General features: G+C 37.1%; 18 protein-coding genes. 7 read left to right on the top strand and 11 right to left on the bottom strand.

What is annotated here, in order from left to right; translation table 11 throughout:
* Positions 1 to 163 precede the first annotated feature (163 nt).
* Positions 164 to 1,024: a cation diffusion facilitator family transporter gene (locus ACFYKX_RS04595; protein WP_389358487.1), complete on the bottom strand. Its 861-nt coding sequence runs from the start codon at positions 1,022 to 1,024 to the stop codon at positions 164 to 166.
* 245 nt (positions 1,025 to 1,269) lie between these two features.
* On the opposite strand from ACFYKX_RS04595, the gene ACFYKX_RS04600 reads away from it, so the two are divergent.
* Positions 1,270 to 1,782, top strand: a complete 513-nt coding sequence (locus tag ACFYKX_RS04600; protein ID WP_389358489.1) for a DUF3231 family protein — start codon at positions 1,270 to 1,272, stop codon at positions 1,780 to 1,782.
* A gap of 1,210 nt (positions 1,783 to 2,992) precedes the next feature.
* Here ACFYKX_RS04600 and ACFYKX_RS04605 read toward each other — a convergent pair.
* The gene (locus ACFYKX_RS04605) at positions 2,993 to 5,116 is read right to left on the bottom strand and encodes a heavy metal translocating P-type ATPase (RefSeq protein WP_389358491.1); all 2,124 of its coding nucleotides are present in this window, start codon (positions 5,114 to 5,116) and stop codon (positions 2,993 to 2,995) included.
* Positions 5,109 to 5,477: an ArsR/SmtB family transcription factor gene (locus ACFYKX_RS04610; RefSeq protein ID WP_389358493.1), complete on the bottom strand. Its 369-nt coding sequence runs from the start codon at positions 5,475 to 5,477 to the stop codon at positions 5,109 to 5,111. Before ACFYKX_RS04610 ends, ACFYKX_RS04605 begins: the two co-directional genes overlap by 8 nt.
* A 269-nt stretch (positions 5,478 to 5,746) precedes the next feature.
* Between ACFYKX_RS04610 and ACFYKX_RS04615 the strand changes: the two genes are divergently transcribed.
* A complete protein-coding gene (locus ACFYKX_RS04615) occupies positions 5,747 to 6,331 on the top strand; it encodes a copper resistance CopC family protein (protein WP_389358495.1) in 585 nt (194 codons plus the stop codon).
* A gap of 2 nt (positions 6,332 to 6,333) precedes the next feature.
* Positions 6,334 to 7,431 (top strand): copper resistance D family protein, encoded by a 1,098-nt coding sequence (locus ACFYKX_RS04620; protein WP_389358497.1) that lies wholly within the window; start codon positions 6,334 to 6,336, stop codon positions 7,429 to 7,431.
* Positions 7,432 to 7,533: 102 nt separating this feature from the next.
* Here the strand turns inward: ACFYKX_RS04620 and ACFYKX_RS04625 are convergent, their stop codons facing one another.
* The 3 genes from ACFYKX_RS04625 to ACFYKX_RS04635 all read right to left on the bottom strand — a co-directional run bounded on the left by ACFYKX_RS04625 (position 7,534) and on the right by ACFYKX_RS04635 (position 10,234).
* A complete protein-coding gene (locus tag ACFYKX_RS04625; protein WP_389358499.1) occupies positions 7,534 to 8,745 on the bottom strand; it encodes an MFS transporter in 1,212 nt (403 codons plus the stop codon).
* Positions 8,746 to 8,849: 104 nt separating this feature from the next.
* A complete protein-coding gene (locus ACFYKX_RS04630) occupies positions 8,850 to 9,656 on the bottom strand; it encodes a VanW family protein (RefSeq protein ID WP_389358501.1) in 807 nt (268 codons plus the stop codon).
* 200 nt (positions 9,657 to 9,856) lie between these two features.
* Positions 9,857 to 10,234 carry a hypothetical protein gene (locus ACFYKX_RS04635; RefSeq protein WP_389358503.1) on the bottom strand — a complete coding sequence of 126 codons (378 nt, stop codon included), beginning with the start codon at positions 10,232 to 10,234 and terminating at the stop codon, positions 9,857 to 9,859.
* A 119-nt stretch (positions 10,235 to 10,353) separates the two neighbouring features.
* On the opposite strand from ACFYKX_RS04635, the gene ACFYKX_RS04640 reads away from it, so the two are divergent.
* Complete coding sequence (locus tag ACFYKX_RS04640; RefSeq protein ID WP_389358505.1) at positions 10,354 to 10,716, top strand: group I truncated hemoglobin; 363 nt, start codon at positions 10,354 to 10,356, stop codon at positions 10,714 to 10,716.
* Between the two features lie 121 nt (positions 10,717 to 10,837).
* Here the strand turns inward: ACFYKX_RS04640 and ACFYKX_RS04645 are convergent, their stop codons facing one another.
* Entirely contained in the window at positions 10,838 to 11,047 is a 210-nt protein-coding gene (locus ACFYKX_RS04645; protein ID WP_389358507.1) for a hypothetical protein, read from the bottom strand.
* A gap of 340 nt (positions 11,048 to 11,387) precedes the next feature.
* Here ACFYKX_RS04645 and ACFYKX_RS04650 point away from each other — a divergent pair, with 340 nt between their 5' ends.
* The 3 genes from ACFYKX_RS04650 (at position 11,388) to ACFYKX_RS04660 (ending at position 14,107) form a co-directional block, all read left to right on the top strand.
* The gene (locus ACFYKX_RS04650; protein ID WP_389358509.1) at positions 11,388 to 11,615 is read left to right on the top strand and encodes a hypothetical protein; all 228 of its coding nucleotides are present in this window, start codon (positions 11,388 to 11,390) and stop codon (positions 11,613 to 11,615) included.
* 146 nt (positions 11,616 to 11,761) lie between these two features.
* Positions 11,762 to 12,400 (top strand): hypothetical protein, encoded by a 639-nt coding sequence (locus ACFYKX_RS04655; protein ID WP_389358511.1) that lies wholly within the window; start codon positions 11,762 to 11,764, stop codon positions 12,398 to 12,400.
* Between the two features lie 195 nt (positions 12,401 to 12,595).
* On the top strand, positions 12,596 to 14,107 hold the full coding sequence (locus ACFYKX_RS04660; protein ID WP_389358513.1) for a glycine betaine uptake BCCT transporter: 1,512 nt from the start codon (positions 12,596 to 12,598) through the stop codon (positions 14,105 to 14,107).
* Between the two features lie 524 nt (positions 14,108 to 14,631).
* Here the strand turns inward: ACFYKX_RS04660 and ACFYKX_RS04665 are convergent.
* From ACFYKX_RS04665 to ACFYKX_RS04680, 4 genes are all read right to left on the bottom strand, one after another.
* A complete protein-coding gene (locus tag ACFYKX_RS04665) occupies positions 14,632 to 14,973 on the bottom strand; it encodes a hypothetical protein (RefSeq protein WP_389358515.1) in 342 nt (113 codons plus the stop codon).
* A gap of 170 nt (positions 14,974 to 15,143) precedes the next feature.
* The gene (locus ACFYKX_RS04670; protein ID WP_389358517.1) at positions 15,144 to 15,710 is read right to left on the bottom strand and encodes a DUF4256 domain-containing protein; all 567 of its coding nucleotides are present in this window, start codon (positions 15,708 to 15,710) and stop codon (positions 15,144 to 15,146) included.
* A 94-nt stretch (positions 15,711 to 15,804) separates the two neighbouring features.
* Positions 15,805 to 16,185: a hypothetical protein gene (locus ACFYKX_RS04675; RefSeq protein ID WP_389358519.1), complete on the bottom strand. Its 381-nt coding sequence runs from the start codon at positions 16,183 to 16,185 to the stop codon at positions 15,805 to 15,807.
* Between the two features lie 388 nt (positions 16,186 to 16,573).
* Positions 16,574 to 17,365 carry a class II aldolase/adducin family protein gene (locus ACFYKX_RS04680; protein ID WP_389358521.1) on the bottom strand — a complete coding sequence of 264 codons (792 nt, stop codon included), beginning with the start codon at positions 17,363 to 17,365 and terminating at the stop codon, positions 16,574 to 16,576.
* Positions 17,366 to 17,456: the final 91 nt, after the last annotated feature.

A 17,456-nucleotide genomic window follows, 5' to 3' on the forward strand; every position in this document is an offset into this window, starting at 1 on the left:
CCTATGTAGAAGTTTACACTATTGCGATGTTGTTTTTGTGCGATTATATACAACTTCTTAGTAAGATCAATATTTTGGATGAATAGAGGTAGTTTGAATAAAAGCTGGGACTGCTTTTATATGAGTTGTTTTCTTTCGTTCATGCAAATCCTCTACATGTTCTTTAGTAGGGTTCAATATGAATATGTGCATGCTTAATATTATGCAAGCTATACAAACGATCCTCAATCTCCTCAGTTATTCTGTGACTTTGACTAACAGTAAGTGCCGGATCGACAAAAATCGTGGCATCTACCAATGGTTGGTTTCCTGATAATCTTGCTTTTATTTCTTTTACAAATTTCACCCCTGGAGTAGTACTAATAGTTTGCTCGATGTTATTTAACTGTTCGGCTTCGAACCCATCTGTTAACTCATGAACCGCATCTTTTAAGATCCCCCAAGCTGTAAGACAAATAATAATCCCTACAATGGCAGCCGTTATCGGATCTAGCCATACAAACCCAAAGTATGCACCCGTGATCCCTACTACTGTCCCAATACTTACTAGAGCATCTGCACGATTGTCTTGTGCAGCAGAATATAAAGCCTTGCTCCCAATTTGTTTGGAGAGTTTTTTATTAAACCTATATACAAAGAACATGACAACAGCACTAAATAGACCAATAAAAGCTGTAAAAATATCAGGTTTAGATTGGATTGGATTGAAGAATAGTTGGGATGAACTGACAACAACTTGTAGGCCCACGCTAAGAATGATAAATCCCGCTACTAAGGATGCAATGGTTTCTGCACGAGAGTGTCCATATTTATGATTTTCGTCTGCAGGTTTTTGAGCTATTTTAATCCCAATTAAAACAGCAATCGACGCTACAACATCGGTTAAATTATTTAAGCCATCAGCTCGTAATGCGTTGGAATCTCCGATATAACCAAACACTAGCTTCATGGATGATAAAAATATGTAGGCTCCTATGCTAATCCATGCTCCCTTTTCGCCTTTTTTCAAATCAGTATTAACCATCAGAAACAATTCCCCTTTGTAGAAATGATCTTTTCGCTCTCTTTGTTGTCCTTAATTTCCCCCAGAACTTGAAACTAATACCACGAACAAATGCTTGTATTTCATGGATAGAAAGACTTGCTGCCTTTTCATCTTAAACATATACCAGCGAATAACAGTTAGCTCTTTCTCAAATACTTACTTTGTATTTAGATTCGTCAAGGAGAAGTTATATGAATTTTACAGATTCAATGAGGAGTGTTTTCATGGGAATATTAAGTGGAAATCCAAAAAATGAGCCAATGCATTACGGAGAAGTCTTTGGGACTTGGTCGTTTCTATTAACAGCAAAAGGGATGGTTGCAGGTTACCAAACGCATTTAAATCATGCTGGTGATGAGGACCTTCAAAAGTTATTGGAAGAAGCAATTCAGAATGGACAACAAGAAATCAAACAAATTGAAACATTGCTAAAGGAAAATGGAGTCGGATTGCCGCCAAGCCCGCCTGAACGTCCTAAAGCTTGTTTAGATGACATTCCTGTCGGAGCACGCTTTCAAGATCCAGAAATTGCAGCTGCTTTATCCATGGACATTGCGGCAGGATTAGTTTCGTGTAGTCAATTAATTGGTCAGTCTATACGAGAAGATGTTGCTATGATGTTCGGGCAATTTCATGTTCAAAAAGCAACTCTTGGAGCTAAAGTTTTGCGACTTAATAAAGAAAAGGGCTGGCTAATTCCACCGCCTTTACATCATAGTAAAGCAGAGGATTGCTAATGGTAATAAGGAGCAGAGGATTTCTATTCTGCTCCTAATACTTGTTCAATGATGAAACAGAGCAACACTGGACTGGGTGAAGTTATATCCCCACTTCTGACTCGCGAAGCTGAAAAAAGGGCTGTGGTGTCAGAAGTCACTTCACCTTCTGACAGGCGAAGCTGAAAATAGAGTTGTGCTGTCAGAAGTTACTTCTTCTTCTGACAGGCGAAGCTGAAAATTGGGTGGTGCTGTCAGAAGTTACTCCATCTTCTGACAGTGGAAGCTGAAAATAGAGTTATGCTGTCAGAAGTTACTTCACCTTCTGACAGGTGAAGCTGAAAATTGGGTTAACTCTGTCAGAAGTTACTCTATCTTCTGACTCGCGAAGCTAAAAAAAGGGGTTTACTGTCAGAAGTCACTCCATCTTCTGACAGGTGAAGCTGAAAATGGGTTAACTCTGTCAGAAGTTACTCTATCTTCTGACTTGCGAAGCCGAATAAAGGTCAACTCTGTCAGAAGTCACTCCATCTTCTGACTCGCGAAGCTAAAAAAAGGAGGTTACTGTCAGAAGTCACTCCATCTTCTGACAGGCGAAGCTGAAAATTGGGTTGTGCTGTCAGAAGTTACTCCATCTTCTGACAGGCGAAGCTGAAAATTGGGTTGTGCTGTCAGAAGTTACTTCTTCTTCTGACAGGCGAAGCTGAAAATAGAGTTGTGCTGTCAGAAGTTACTTCTTCTTCTGACAGGCGAAGCTGAAAATAGGGTTGTGCTGTCAGTAGTTACTTATTCTTCTGACAAGCGAAGCTGAAAATTGGGTTGTCCTGTCAGAAGTTACTGCATCTTCTGACAGGCGAAGCTGAAAATTGGGTTCACTCTGTCAGAAGTTACTCTATCTTCTGACTCGCAAAGCTAAAAAAAGGGTTATACTGTCAGAAGTTACTCCATCTTCTGACAGGTGAAGCTGAAAAAAGGTTAATTCTGTCAGAAGTCACTCCATCTTCTGACTTGCGAAGCCGAAAAAAGGTCAACTCTGTCATAAGTCACTCCACCTTCTGACTCGTGGTGCTAAATAAAGGGGGAACACTCTCAGAACTCACTCCCACTGCAAATTAACCTTTAACATTCGCAGAAGACGCTGCATCAGTTATCATACATACATTATCCCTCCTCATTCTCCATTTAATATCCCATCAAAAAAAGCTTCCCAATCCACCGGGAAGCTTCCGTTTTATTTATCTTTAACCCGTAATAGTCTTAAACTGTTCAAAGTAACCAGCAACGTTGCACCCATATCCGCAAATATGGCAATCCATAGTGTAAGCCACCCTGGGACGACCAGCAATAACGCAATAAGCTTAATCCCTATCGAAAAGATAATGTTTTGCTTAATAATCGCTAGAGCTTTTCGACTTAGTTTCACCGTAAAAGGTAGCTTCCCTAAGTCATCAGCCATTAGTGCAATATCAGCTGTTTCAAGCGCTGTATCTGTTCCAGCCCCTCCCATCGCAATCCCAACCGTGGAGGCAGCAAGAGCAGGAGCGTCATTTACCCCATCCCCAACCATGGACACACGATTATATTCATCTCTTAGGTCTTTAATGTAATTGAGTTTATCATGTGGTAAAAGCTCTGCTTTGATATCCGAGACACCCACGTGCTTTCCAATGGCAGTTGCAGTTCTAAAGTTGTCGCCTGTTAACATGATAGTTTTTTCAATACCTAAAGAGTGAAGTTTTCGAACCACGTCTTGACTGTTTTCTCTTACTTCATCTGCAACAGCTATTAGAGCCATGATTTCCTCTGAAGTCCCTGCAACCATGACCGTTTTCCCTTGGTTTTGGAGCTTTTCAATTTTGTCCTTTAGCTCGTTCGAAATTCCGCCAGTAAGGATTTCTTCAAACAGGTTCGGGCTTCCAACGTAATATGTCTCACCTTCTACATTTCCTTTAATTCCTTTACCCGTAATAGAAGAAAAATTACCTATATTTACGCTTTGATAGTCCAGGTTTTCTTGTTCTGCTTTTTTCATGATGGCTGACGCCAATGGATGCTGTGATCCATTTTCTAGCGCCGCGATAATCTTTAATAGTTCAGCCGTAGCATCAACTTGCGGAAGATAGTCTGTGACAACAGGAATCCCTTTCGTTAATGTTCCTGTTTTATCAAAAGCAATGGCCTTGACTGACCCCATTTCTTCAAGATAGATTCCGCCTTTTATCAGTACACCGTTCTTCGCTGCATTCCCAATGGCCGTAACAATGGATACTGGTGTAGATATTACGAGGGCACACGGACAACCAACCACTAATACCGCTAATCCTTGGTAAATCCAAGTACTCCAATCTGCTCCAACCAATGGAGGGATAACAGCCACTCCAAGCGCTACTAACATAATTAAAGGAGTGTAATACTTCGCAAATCTATCAACAAAAGCCTGAGATGGAGCTCGCTCTGCTTGAGCCTCTTCAACTAAGTGGATAATCTTTGCGATCGTTGTATCGTCCACGTGTTTCGTTACTTTGACTTCTAGAAGCCCTTCTTCATTAAGTGTCCCTGCAAAAACTTCATCATCTTTTGTTTTCGACACAGGTACAGACTCTCCTGTAATGGCCGCTTGGTTTACGGCGGAATTCCCTTTTACAACGATTCCATCCATGGCAATTTTTTGGCCTGGTTTTACAATCATGATATCTCCAATTTCGATATCATTCACTTCAATCATGAGTTCTTTGTTAGCTCTTCTAATTAAGGCTTCTTTAGGCGCAATATCCATAAGTGATCGAATGGATTGACGAGCTTTATCCATGGAATAGGTTTCAAGAGCTTCGCTGATGGCAAATAAGATAACAACGGTTGCCCCTTCTCCCCATTCTCCAATAAATGCAGCACCGATGACAGCAATTGTCATCAATGTTTTCATATCAAACTGTAATCGAAAAAGGTTTTTAAGTCCTGTGTTAAATAATCGGTAGCCCCCTATTATAATTGAAGCTGCATATGCTAACACTGAAGCTAAGTTTCCTTCTCCGTATATATGTCCCGATATCCACCCCATTAGAAGGAGCGCGAATGACACAATCACGGTTGAATGTTTTTTCAGGAATGGTTCCTTCTTTTCCTCAAACCGTTCCTTTTCTGGGATGATTCTTAAGTTTTCAAAGGCCCCAGCTTTCTCAAGTTCTTTAATTGTTGTATTTCCATAAACGGTAAGCTTTGAAGCTCCAAAGTTTACACTTGCATCTGAAACACCATCCAGGTGTTTTACGTTCTTTTCGAACTTATTCGCGCAGCCTGCTCAGGAAAACCCTTGTACACGGTAAACCGTCTTTTCTTGTTCCAGTGCATTATCCACGAGAGGCCACCTCCTTTTGGTGGGTAAAAGCAATTTGTATAAGTTGCTTTACATGATCATCATCTAGGGAATAAAAGACCAACTTTCCCTCTTTTCGATATTTGGCTAACCCCATGTTTCGAAGAAGCCTCAAATGATGTGAAGCAGTAGCAGTAGTACACCCTACGATATTGGCAACATCACATACACATAACTCGTCTTCAAGACTTAAAGAGTAAGCAACCTTAATCCTTGTATCGTCAGACAATGCTTTAAATATTTTCGAAACCTCTATAGTATTTTGCTGAAGTAGTTCCTGTTTTAGTCGATTTACTTTTTGTTCGTCATAACAAGTGATTTCACAAACTTCATCTTTCTTCACTAGCTTTTCACCTCAAACATTCTAATACTCATTTGATTATTAGTATATGCATCAAAAAATAAACAGTCAAACAATCATTTGAATATTTTACGATATAATTATGAAAAATCTACTGTGTTTGTTACTTTTACAAAGAACTAGTTGCTTGAATCGTGAGTAAAGTCAATAAACTCTCAAAAAGTTGTCACCATTTACAATCTAACTTTCATTTGATTGTGATGGTTACTTTGATACAATAGATAGCGGTTAAAACTATTCGGAGGTTAGAAATGATTAAAAAGATCCTATTATTATGTTTTTTACTCTTTACGTTTGCCCATACAGGGTTCGCTCACACAGGGTTAGAAACCTCTTTCCCACAAGATGGTGAAGTTGTAACAGAACCATTACAAGAAATCGTGTTAAACTTTGAAACGAAAATAGAACAAGGAAGTACTTTTAATCTAACTACTGCTAATGGACAAGCTATTTCATTATCAACTATTTTGTTAAATGAAAATCAAATGAAGGCCACTGTACAACAACCTTTAGAAAACGGAGATTATCAAGTTCATTGGGACATTATTGGTGCAGATGGGCATCCAATAGAAGGCGAGTTTTCTTTTGTTATTGAAATGGAGCAAACTGAAGAAGATACAAAAGAAGATGCCAATCAAGATACAACCGAAGAACCAATTGAGGAAGAGCAAGAAACAAAAGATGAAACAAGCGCTAATCCACCTACATCAACAGAATTACCCGAAACAGACGACCAACAACAATCGTTTACGATCTCTATTTTAATTATCATATTGGTCATCATGAGCCTTATCAGTGTTGGAACCTTCATCATTATTTTTAAAAGGAAGAACTAGGAATGATGATATTAACCATTTTTAGTGAAACACTTCTATATCTATGTTTTTCGATTCTTATAGGGGCGTTTCTTTTAAGTTTAATAACGAATTCGCATAAACCAGATATTAAGGTTCCAAAGGGTGTAATGATGGCATCGATAGGCGGAATAGCCATCTTTTCCTTTGTTCCTTTATTATCCTTAATTTTTCATTTATACGAAGATTTAGGCTTCTTGACTACGTTTCATTCTGTCCTTTTCACTTTTGAAGTGGGAAAAGCCTGGATTTTCACCTATATAGTAGCCAACTTTTTGTTTATTTTTGTAGTCTGGATTGATTATCGTAAAAATCCTTTTTATGCCATGATTGGACTATCCATTACTCTTCTTTTACTATTGGCCCTTGGTTGGGCTAGTCATGCTAGCTCCCTCGACCAATGGAAAGGATTCTTAACTCATACGGCACACTTTACGGCTGTATGTGTTTGGGTAGGTGTGCTGATCGTTACGAGTTGGTTTTCAATCAACCACTCCAACTGGTCATCATTTTTACGGTGGTTCAGACCATTAGCGATGATTTGCTTTACTGCAACCGTCCTTTCAGGTTTGGTGTTAATGTCATTGGTCGTAGAGTTTAAGGAATACCCAACGTCTTGGAGTATTTCTTATGGTCAAGCTCTCTTAATAAAACACTTATTGGTTATTCCTTTAATCGCTTATGCGTTTATAAATAGTTTTCTAATTCGCAAGAGATTACAGTTGGATTCAACGTATAATCCAATCATTTGGACAAGAGCAGAAAGCATCGTGGTTCTTCTTATTTTTTCCGTTACTGCAGCATTGGGACAGCAATCTCCCCCACATGATATTGCATTAACCATTAGAACAGAAGGGGTTTCCTCACTTTTCTCATCAATTTATAGAGGAAATATTTACCCTGATTTCATCGTCCAATTCTCATTAAATGTGATGAGTCTATCATTTTTCGCTTTATCCTTTGTTTTCTTAGCATTAATCATTCTTTCATATGTAAAAAAACTATCTGTTATCGTCTCGTTTTATATGTGCTTTCTATTTGTCGTTTCCGGATATTTAGCTCTGATTCTCAGCCTTCAGTAGCATGTTTCATTCATTTCTCATCAAAAAAGGGCAGAGAAGATTTACCTTCTTTGCCCCTACTGTTTAATATGAAAGTTGTATTAATTTCCGAAATCAAACTATCTAAACAGTCTTTTCTGCTGCTACAGGAGTCCCTGACCGCACTTGTCGAGATCGAAGTAAGAAAGTCGCTGTCATGGCTAATGATAATACACCGAAAATAGTTACCATAATTTGCAATCCAACCGCATCTAAAAGGAAACCTGTCAATAGAAGGACAACCTGGAAGACGATACGGTCAAGCATGCTACGGAAGGAGAAGAATCTTCCGTGAAACTCTTTTGGTACTCTAGTTTGAAAGATCGTTGCTGCTGTCGGAAAGAAGCAACCAACCGCAAATCCAAAAACAAAAAATGCGACAATGGATAGTACCTTAATGTCCGCAAAGTACAGAAGAAGCTGTGATATTCCAATGATAAAGGAGAAGAAAAACAACACAGAATATGGCGATTTGTTACTATTAATCCGCTTGACAATGAACGCCCCAAGCATAAATCCTATTCCTTCTGCAGTATAAATAATCCCTTTAATCGATGCGCTATCTTGAAGTTCGCTAATATTAATGACCATCAAGTTAAATCCGCCTAAAAAAAGCAATGGTACCAACGTTAAAATAAGTGTCATGGATACGATGGGTAGCCCCTTAATAATCGGAAAGACTTCCTTGAATCCACCGCTGTTTTTAACCTTCCCTTTTGAAGAATTCATTAGCTTATCTTCTTCAATATCAAGGAACCATGTTAAAAGAAACAACCCCAGGTAAGCAACTAACGAACCAATATATAGCATAGATAGTGGTAGCATAGTTATTAATATTCCTGCTACAGCTGTTCCTAATATTCTTGAAAGGGTTGAAACATTCATATGGACCCCATTTAATTGAAGTAGATCCTTTTCTTCCACAACAAGTGGGATCGCTGCTTGAAGTGCAGGAAAATAAAAGGCTGCAGATAGTTGTAGAACAATCATGAAGCCAACCATCCACCAAACTGAACCTGTCTGAATAGCAATCAACATAAATACAACGCTAAATGCTCTAACAAATCCGGAGACAAGCATCACTTTCCTCTTGCTAAACTTATCCGTAATTTTCCCAGCCATAGGTCCCGCGGCGATACCTGCTAGCAAACCTGAAGCAATGATCAGTGATTTTAAAAAGTCCGATGGAACCTTTTCCTGCATAAATTCTAAATTTCCGATAATCCCAAGCCATAAACCTAAGCCTGCTATAAATTCCCCAATGAGTAGTATCCAAACATTTTTACTTTTCCACATAATAGCGCCTCTCGTCGTTGTAAATTAATTCGGTACTCTAAAGATACTACACATTTACAAATATTTGAATCTATTTATTTATAAAAATTAAAGTCACTCACCACTTAACAAGATATATCCTTATCAGACACTTCATATTTAACTTCAGAAAAGTTCTTAATTAGGAGGGTTTCACCTATATAATTTCCGGTTTTTTTATCTACAACTTTTCTCCAAATTTCATTTTCTCTAAATGTCTTCCCATCATTTTTTATGAATCTATGATTTCTCTCATCGATATGATACGAATATGCCCACTCTTTATTTGTAAAAATGGCTCCTTTTAAATGTTTTCCTGTTAGCCAGACTTTAATTTGGAACGGTTGGTCCGTTGAATTTTTAAACTGTAAATCTATGTAGTTATAAAACACACTTGCACCACTTCCAAAAGGCAGAACTCTGCCTTCATCGGGAAATGGATCAAAACTATGATGGTGTCGTTCAACGACTTCTAATGGGGTATGAAGAGCCATCCAATACAGTAGGTTAGCTAATTGACAAATCCCACCACCTACACCTGTTTTAACCTCCCCCATTGAAAGTTGCATACCTTCAATATAACCTTTCCTCTTAGTCGTCTTTCCAACTAAGTTCCAAAACGAAAAAACTTCTCCGGGTTTAATAATAATCCCATCTATTTTACTAGCTGCAAGGTCTAGATTCGTGATTTTATTCTCTTGTAATTGTGGATCACTATTCCCTAACTTTCTTCTTAATAGCGATTGGTGTTTCTTACAAGTAAACGGATAAGGACTTTTTTCTATTTTTTTTGAGTATCTAGTATTTAGCATTCTATTACGCAGAAAACGGAACAAACGTTTTTGGTTTATTCTAAGATGATAAAAAAAGGGATGGATTTCAGATATTCTCATTTTTCAACCTCCTCTTATCAAATAATAAGGTTCTTAATTTGTAGTTCCTGTTCTGTAACTACTTCAATATTTGAGTCTTTTGAGGGTTTGTTATAAACCTCCACCCCTCCTTTGACCATTTTTCTATACAGCTTGACCCTATCTAGCTCCTTCATTGAACAAATAAATTTCCATCCTGAACAACAAGTAAATTTATAACTTTATCCTTCAACCATTTTTAAGTAACGTATCTCTTTTCCTTTTACCACTGCAATGTATACCGGTGTATTTGTTTCGAATATTTTTGTTCCAATTGGCAATATATTTGCTGTACCATTTCTAAATTTCGATGCTATTTCTTCCTGCTCAGTGATTTCACCGATTTGTTCTCCTAATTCATATTCCAATTCCCTGACCCATTCCACATCCTCTGCATTTGAAAACACATAACGATCAAGTAGAAAAATATCAGCATCATTGTTATTTAGAAAGTCTTTTGGTGCTGGATTACTGATAAAAGGACTACTTGTATGTTCATTCGTACAACCAACTAATAATATCAAGAAAATAAATGGCAATAGAATTTTTGCTACATTCACTCAGATCCCTCCAAATTGCTCCTATAAAATAACAACTATATGATTAACCTAGTATATAAAAACAAATAAATCAAAAGATAATAAAGCTGAATAAATGATAAGGAGAGATATGAATATATATGGAACAAACTTTATACGAAAAAGTTGGTGGAGAAGAGGGAATCTCTAAGGTTGTTGATTATTTCTATACTAATTTAGTTCTAAAGGATCCTACAGTACAACAATTTTTTAACGAAACGGATATGGAAAAACAAAAAAGTCATCAAACGAAATTCATTAGCTTTGCACTTGGCGGACCCAATCAATACTCTGGAAAATCTATGCAAAAAGCACATGAGGGAATGAATCTTCAAGCCGAACATTTTGATGCAATTGTAAAACATCTTCACGACGCTCTTGCCCACTTTGGAGTTAGTGAAACAGACATAGATACTGCTTTAACAAAAGTAGCTACATTAAGGGATGATATATTACATAAATAGTGAAACAGCTATTGGTGAATATTTTAAGTTAAGATTCGTGCCTAATCACTTCTCGGTCAAAGACTTCGACCATAGAAGAGTTGGGTTAGATGCGAATCTTTTTTTCATCCAATTGTTTTGATTAGTTAAATATTTTATTTGCCACTATGGCTAATAAAATAATTATACCTGCCGTAAAGATAGGCACTAAGAACATGAGGATTGTATGCAAAGAACTCTTTGAACTTTTCCACTCATTTTCAAACGATGACCAACCACCAGTCAAAAATAAATCCCAAAACCGTTCACTTCCACTTTCACCCTTGTCATCCTCTTCTGTTTTGTTCTTCATAAAAAGTCTCCTTATCCTTTTGTCCGTCTTCTAAACCATATAATGATTACACTTACGTTTTTTTCCTATTAAAGGTTTCAATTCCTAAGAATATTCTTAAAACTTAATCAGCCCTTTATTCTTCAGTAGCTATTCTAATAACGGTAACACCTCAAAGGAAACAACTCTAGTTAACGAAGTAACACATATTATCATTAAAACTGAAAACAATACCATTTAGATGGAGCATTATTTTGCATCTTATAACATTGAAATTTGGTTATTTAATTCTCAAATGTTCAAATCATTGGCCAATGAGGTCGTATATATTTAAAGAACAAGTAAGCATAGGAGTGAAAGAATGAAAGATATCGCTAACGTTGTTCATATAGGTGAATTAATAGCTGTCTCCAAAGTGTTCCACCTAAATCCTTTTCGAATGGTAACATTAATAGAAGATGGTGAGATGGAAGTGTTCCAAAATAAGGAAGACTTTGTAGAGAAATACGGACAGAAAGACACGTATGATGAAGAGTTAGAAGATTGGTGTGAGTTAAATAATGGAAAAGTTTTCACTAAACCAAAGTAGAAATAAATGGTATAATACCTTTGCGTTAGTGGTATAAACCCGCCGTCACTAAGTCTTTAAATGAAATCAAAATGTTTTTACACAGCCCTAATCCCTATTAAAATAATATTATTAACACAAGTTACTGAAAGCGGAGGTTAGCAGGAATGAATTCAAATTGGTTAGAATGGCTAGGATATTTAGCCTCCCTTATTGTCCTTATTTCATTATTAATGAGTTCGATTATTAAGCTTAGGTGGATCAATTTATTAGGCTCTAGCCTGTTTTCCTTATACGGATTTCTAATTGGTGCTTTGCCTGTCGGGCTTATGAACCTTGGTATAGCCATCATTAACATATACTATCTTGTGAAAATCTATAACGCTAGTGCAAAGAAAGACTACTTCAAGATTCTCACAATTGAAAAGAACTCCGAATACTTTAACCATTTCATAAATTTCTATAAAGAAGGACTCAATAAGTTTGCAGACCCCTCTAGGCTTAAGGCAAAAACATATGATGTTAGCTTCTATATTTTACGAAATATGGTACCAGCGGGTGTGTTTTTAGGTTCCAAGCTTGATGAAAATACATTAGAGGTAGAACTCGATTTCGTTATTCCAGAGTATAGAGACTTTAAAATTGGTCATTTTGTATATGAAGACAGTAGAGAGCAATTTTTAGATAAAGGCTATAATAGGTTAATTAGTAAGTCGTCAAACGAAGAACATATCGTATATTTACGAAAAATGGGATTCGAAGAAAAAGTTGAAAATGGAAGTAAATACTTTGAAAAACTAATTTAGGACAGCAAAACAACAATAGCTGAAACTTGGCATTTGTTGTTTTTTTATTTTATAGCCCTTGCACAATATCCACTACCTCCTCCAAATATTAAATGGGTCAAAACTATTCAATAAAAAAACACTCAAAAGATTAACTACTATTTACATTTATATAAGTAAAATAGAAAACACTACTATGTAAGAGGAGGCAATAGGATGAAACAACATTACATAGTGTTTTACATATCAATATTTATCCTTTCTATATTGGTTTTAACTGGAATTGTTATTCCTGATACTCTAGAGACGTTTACTTCAAATATTCAAACGTTCATTTCTAATGCATTTGGATGGTATTATTTAATCCTTGTTACGATTTTACTTGGGATTTGTCTTTTTTTAATGTTTTCCCCTGTTGGTCGAATCAAGCTTGGGACCCAAGATGAAAAGCCGGAATTTTCTACACCTACTTGGATCGCGATGTTATTTAGTGCTGGAATGGGAATTGGGCTCGTCTTTTATGGATCAGCAGAACCCATTAGCCATTATGCAGTCAGCTCTCCTACTGGTGAAATTGGAACAGATCAAGCTATAAAAGATGCTCTTAGATTCACTTTTTTCCACTGGGGAATTCACGCTTGGGCTATATATGCCATCGTTGCTTTATCCATTGCATATTTTCACTTCAGACATAAAAAGTTGAGTCTAATAAGTGCCACTTTGCAGCCCATTTTTGGCGATAGGGTGAACGGCATCACTGGAAAAAGCATCGACATCTTTTCAGTATTGGCAACTGTTCTTGGTGTTGCCACATCACTCGGATTTGGAGCAGTTCAAATCAATGGCGGGTTGGCGTATCTTTTTGAACTATCTAAAACTGTTTGGATTCAATTTATTATTATTGCGGTTGTTACTGTTCTATTTTTGATATCGGCTTGGACTGGACTAGGTAAGGGCATAAAAATATTGAGCAATGCAAATATGATTTTAGCAGGCGCTTTACTATTCCTTATGTTTGTATTTGGTCCAACATTATTTATTCTCAATCTATTGACGGATACAATCGGGGCATATATTCAAAGAATCCCACAGATGAGTTTTAGAATTTCCCCATTAGATGAAGAGATCCGTGGCTGGATTAATGGGTGGACGATTTTTTATTGGGCCTGGTGGATTGCGTGGTCACCATTTGTAGGGATCTTTATCGCCCGAGTTTCTAAAGGGAGAAGTATCAGGGAATTTGTTTTTTATGTACTACTAATACCTACTGTCGTTGTTTTTATATGGTTTTCAACTTTCGGAGGATCAGCAATCTCGCTTGAGCATAACGGAATTGCAAAAATTTCAACCCTATCTCCAGAAGAATCGTTATTTGGCGTATTTTCAAATTATCCACTGCCTCTATTAACATCCATTAAGGCAATGGTTCTGATTGGGTCATTTTTCATCACATCGGCTGATTCCGGAACATATGTATTAGGAATGATGACGACAAATGGTTCACATACACCCGATAATAAAATAAAGTTTACATGGGGGATACTACTCTCTACCATAGCAGCTGTGCTTCTATACTCGGGCGGTCTTCAAGCTCTACAAAATATGATGATTATAGCTGCATTACCGTTTTCCATCATTATTGCGTTAATGGCATTCAGCCTAATTAAAGCTTTACGCAAGGAAGCAAAAGAACTCGGAATTGGTAAGATCAAAAAAAGGCCGGTATAATACAGCAAGAGCCTGGGACATAAGTTAATAAACTATACGGAAAGACGAGCAATATCTAAATTAATCTTAATACACTTTGTTAATTATCAATGAGTTAAGTTGGAAGAACAAGTTCGTTCCATTGCGCTACAGCCCACTCGCTTTCCGCGGGGAGGAAGCTGAGCGTCCTCGGCTACGCCTGTAGGATCTCAGCCTTTCCTCTACTTCCCGCAGGAGTCGAGTGGCTTCCGCTTAATTCCACTAGTTATTAACAATGGTGGGCAGAATCAAAACAAATAAATACCCGAACTATAAGGTGAAATATTCATTAAAATACTACCTAATAGTTCGGGCTTATCATTATAGTTCACCAATTGTCATGAATATTCTCGAGTAAACATTCTCTATATGTTCATCGGTCTTTTCATCATTATATAACCCATATCCCCAACTTTTTAACTTTTCTTCTTCTTTTAAATTAAGTATGCCAACTGCATAATTGACACCAGGAGTCCAATTCCATGATTGATCATACTCAGTATCGCTTACAGTAAAAGGGACATGACTTGTAGTAGATATAAAGAAGTATGAATAGTTGAATTTAAGTAAACATCCGCATATTGACTTTCAGAAGCTTCATGAAGATGTTCTTCAGTAATAATGACAGCATCATAATTAGCCACTTCCTCGCTAGATATTTCATCAAGAGAAATCTCATCGAATCTTACTTGTTCTTCTTTAACGTCTGGTAGTTCACCAACTACTGCTATTCTTAGTGGTTTCCCTTCATACAATTCGAAATCTTGACTTTGGGTACAAGCTGATAGGGCTATTAAAACAATCAATAATGGTATAAACAAAAACTTTTTGTCTTTTGCTCTATACATAAGCAAACTCCTCGTATTTACTTTATATGAATCAAATTAACATTATCTAGATGACCTTTTGTACGTGAAGTAATTGCTCTTGTTGAATAATCGCTCCATATCGTTTAGTAAAATGAGGCATTCATGAGCGGGTTAGCTTAAAAATTCGAAATTAGTTTCCTCTGCAGAAATTACACCCTTAGTGAACCACGGAACCCTCTAGAAGCATAGTACGAGTCCGCCCCATTGTGGTACATAAAGACCGTATCATAGCGACGATCACAAAAGATAGCCCCTCCAAGTTTTCTAATTGCATCAGGTGTTTTTACCCAACTTGATGTCTTTCTATCAAAGTTTCCTAGCTTCTGCAAATCCCGGTATTGTTCTTCTGTTAACAGTTCAATACCCATAGCATTGGCCATATCCATCACACTATTTTCTGGTTTATGTTTTTTCCTAGACTCCAGCGCCTCACGGTCGTAACATACACTTCTACGACCTATTGGACTTTCCGCTGTGCAATCATAAAATATGTATTCGTCGTTCTCCTTATCATAACCAACAACATCCGGTTCACCGCCAGTTCTTTCCATTTCATGTAGTGACCACTGCTTTTCAGTGTTAGCTTCCAGCCTCTCTTGAACTTTAGCCCACTCAATCCCTTCATGTCGGTTCATGTTTTTCTCAAACCGCTCTTTTAATATACTGAATAAATCCTCGCGTTGTTCAAGTGATAACTCCATACTTATATTAGTCATATTTGCTTCTCCCTCTGTTTTTTCTCTTACTGAATAAAACCGAAATTTGTATTATACAATTATTTATTATTTCAATAATTTTAATTATATATAATTAATAATCCTTCCAACCCTCTATTTCAGAATGAACTTCTGTTATCACACTCCGATCTGACATGAATTCGAATGAATGATCGCCATTGGTGTATTTAACAGCCAGAAATTCAATTTTAACTATATTATATTCAGGATGATCATGCATAAAATCCAGCTTAAAACGTAACCTATTCACCCCTTTTTGAACTTCTTCGATAATGGATTCACGTTCTTTATCTTCATTTAATTTATATATCAAGTCTCTCTGTTCACGTTCTATCCAATAGAGTTCATCATAACTAACTTCTTTAATAATGATTTCCTCTTGTTTTTCCAAAGAAGAACAGCCTGTGATTATTAAAAGTAAACAAGTGATAGCCAGTATAGTAAAATTTTTCAATCATCCACCCCGTTCTAAAGCTTATAAGAAACGATAAACTCAAAATCAACAACTTGTACGATCTCGATTTTCTTCTATTTAGAACTCATGATTTAATATAAATTCTTATCTTTCGGCCATACTTTCCAGAAATTCACTATGCATAAGGCCCCAATGACTTTGATTATCATATTTCCTATTATCGAGTTTTCAATGGTGAATCCCAAAATCAGACATCCAAAAATAAAAAGAAGAAAACTGAATATAAATTTCATTGTTTCTCCAATCTTGTTACTAAGATGATATATATACTAATTCTATGCTAATGGATGTAACCCTTCCTAAATTAATCCTTTAACGTGAAAAAATCACCCAACTCCAATTGAGTGGGGTGATTCATACAAAACATTTAGTCTAATAAATCTGGCTGTTCCTTCACAATCCTTGACCATAGCGGTTGAAATTGGAACCACCCTGCAAGGGTTGTACCCACCTCTGAAGCAGCAGATTTAGCTCCTTCATCGGATATCAATCGAGGAGTGCCAACAGCCTCTGCCATGAGCTGCGCCTGACAAGAGCGTTCCATTGTGATGAACCACCAAGCAGCTTCATCGACCGTTTTTCCAACTGTAAGCAAACCATGGTTCATTAAGATAGCTGCTTTATGTTGACCAAGTGCCTCAGCAATTCTTTTACCTTCGTCCGTATCTAAAACAAGGCCCGTGTAATCATCGAACACACTATGGTCTTCATAAAATGCGCAAGCATCCTGAGTAATGGGATCTAATTTCCGTCCCAAAGTTGACCATGTTTTCCCGTACACCGAATGGGCGTGTGCTGCTGCCACCACATCAGGACGTGCAGCATGAATCTGGGAATGGATCGCAAATGCAGCACGGTTAACTGGAAGATTCCCTTCTACCACTTCTCCCTCATGGTTTACAAGGATCAAATCAGAAGCCTTAATTTGTCCAAAGTGCATTCCAAATGGATTGACCCAAAAATGATCCTTCTTTTCTGGATCCCTTGCTGTAATGTGTCCTGCTACCCCTTCATCAAAACCAAACTTGGAGAAAAGTCGAAAAGCAGCGGCTAACCTTTGCTTTAGATGTTGACGTTCCTCTTCAACTGATTCAAACGACGGCGGCTGAAACAAACCTTTAACTACGGATTGTTGTGAAGCTGTTTTTTCTGTTGCCATAAAAATAATTCCTCCCCTGAGTCAATGTTCGTAAGCGCTTCCAGATGTCCATAGTAAGTATATATTTCTAATCCTCATAAAATAGTCAAAA

Source organism: Cytobacillus spartinae (genome assembly GCF_042865285.1).
Lineage (GTDB): Bacteria > Bacillota > Bacilli > Bacillales > Cytobacillaceae > Robertmurraya_A > Robertmurraya_A spartinae.

Bases quoted from the DNA above. Each gene is read 5' to 3' on its own strand.
- ACFYKX_RS04595 (WP_389358487.1), bottom strand. From the start codon at position 1,024: ATGGTTAATACTGATTTGAAAAAAGGCGAAAAGGGAGCATGGATTAGC.
- ACFYKX_RS04600 (WP_389358489.1), top strand. From the start codon at position 1,270: ATGGGAATATTAAGTGGAAATCCAAAAAATGAGCCAATGCATTACGGA.
- ACFYKX_RS04615 (WP_389358495.1), top strand. From the start codon at position 5,747: ATGATTAAAAAGATCCTATTATTATGTTTTTTACTCTTTACGTTTGCC.
- ACFYKX_RS04620 (WP_389358497.1), top strand. From the start codon at position 6,334: ATGATGATATTAACCATTTTTAGTGAAACACTTCTATATCTATGTTTT.
- ACFYKX_RS04625 (WP_389358499.1), bottom strand. From the start codon at position 8,745: ATGTGGAAAAGTAAAAATGTTTGGATACTACTCATTGGGGAATTTATA.
- ACFYKX_RS04630 (WP_389358501.1), bottom strand. From the start codon at position 9,656: ATGAGAATATCTGAAATCCATCCCTTTTTTTATCATCTTAGAATAAAC.
- ACFYKX_RS04640 (WP_389358505.1), top strand. From the start codon at position 10,354: ATGGAACAAACTTTATACGAAAAAGTTGGTGGAGAAGAGGGAATCTCT.
- ACFYKX_RS04645 (WP_389358507.1), bottom strand. From the start codon at position 11,047: ATGAAGAACAAAACAGAAGAGGATGACAAGGGTGAAAGTGGAAGTGAA.
- ACFYKX_RS04650 (WP_389358509.1), top strand. From the start codon at position 11,388: ATGAAAGATATCGCTAACGTTGTTCATATAGGTGAATTAATAGCTGTC.
- ACFYKX_RS04655 (WP_389358511.1), top strand. From the start codon at position 11,762: ATGAATTCAAATTGGTTAGAATGGCTAGGATATTTAGCCTCCCTTATT.
- ACFYKX_RS04660 (WP_389358513.1), top strand. From the start codon at position 12,596: ATGAAACAACATTACATAGTGTTTTACATATCAATATTTATCCTTTCT.
- ACFYKX_RS04665 (WP_389358515.1), bottom strand. From the start codon at position 14,973: ATGTATAGAGCAAAAGACAAAAAGTTTTTGTTTATACCATTATTGATT.
- ACFYKX_RS04670 (WP_389358517.1), bottom strand. From the start codon at position 15,710: ATGACTAATATAAGTATGGAGTTATCACTTGAACAACGCGAGGATTTA.
- ACFYKX_RS04680 (WP_389358521.1), bottom strand. From the start codon at position 17,365: ATGGCAACAGAAAAAACAGCTTCACAACAATCCGTAGTTAAAGGTTTG.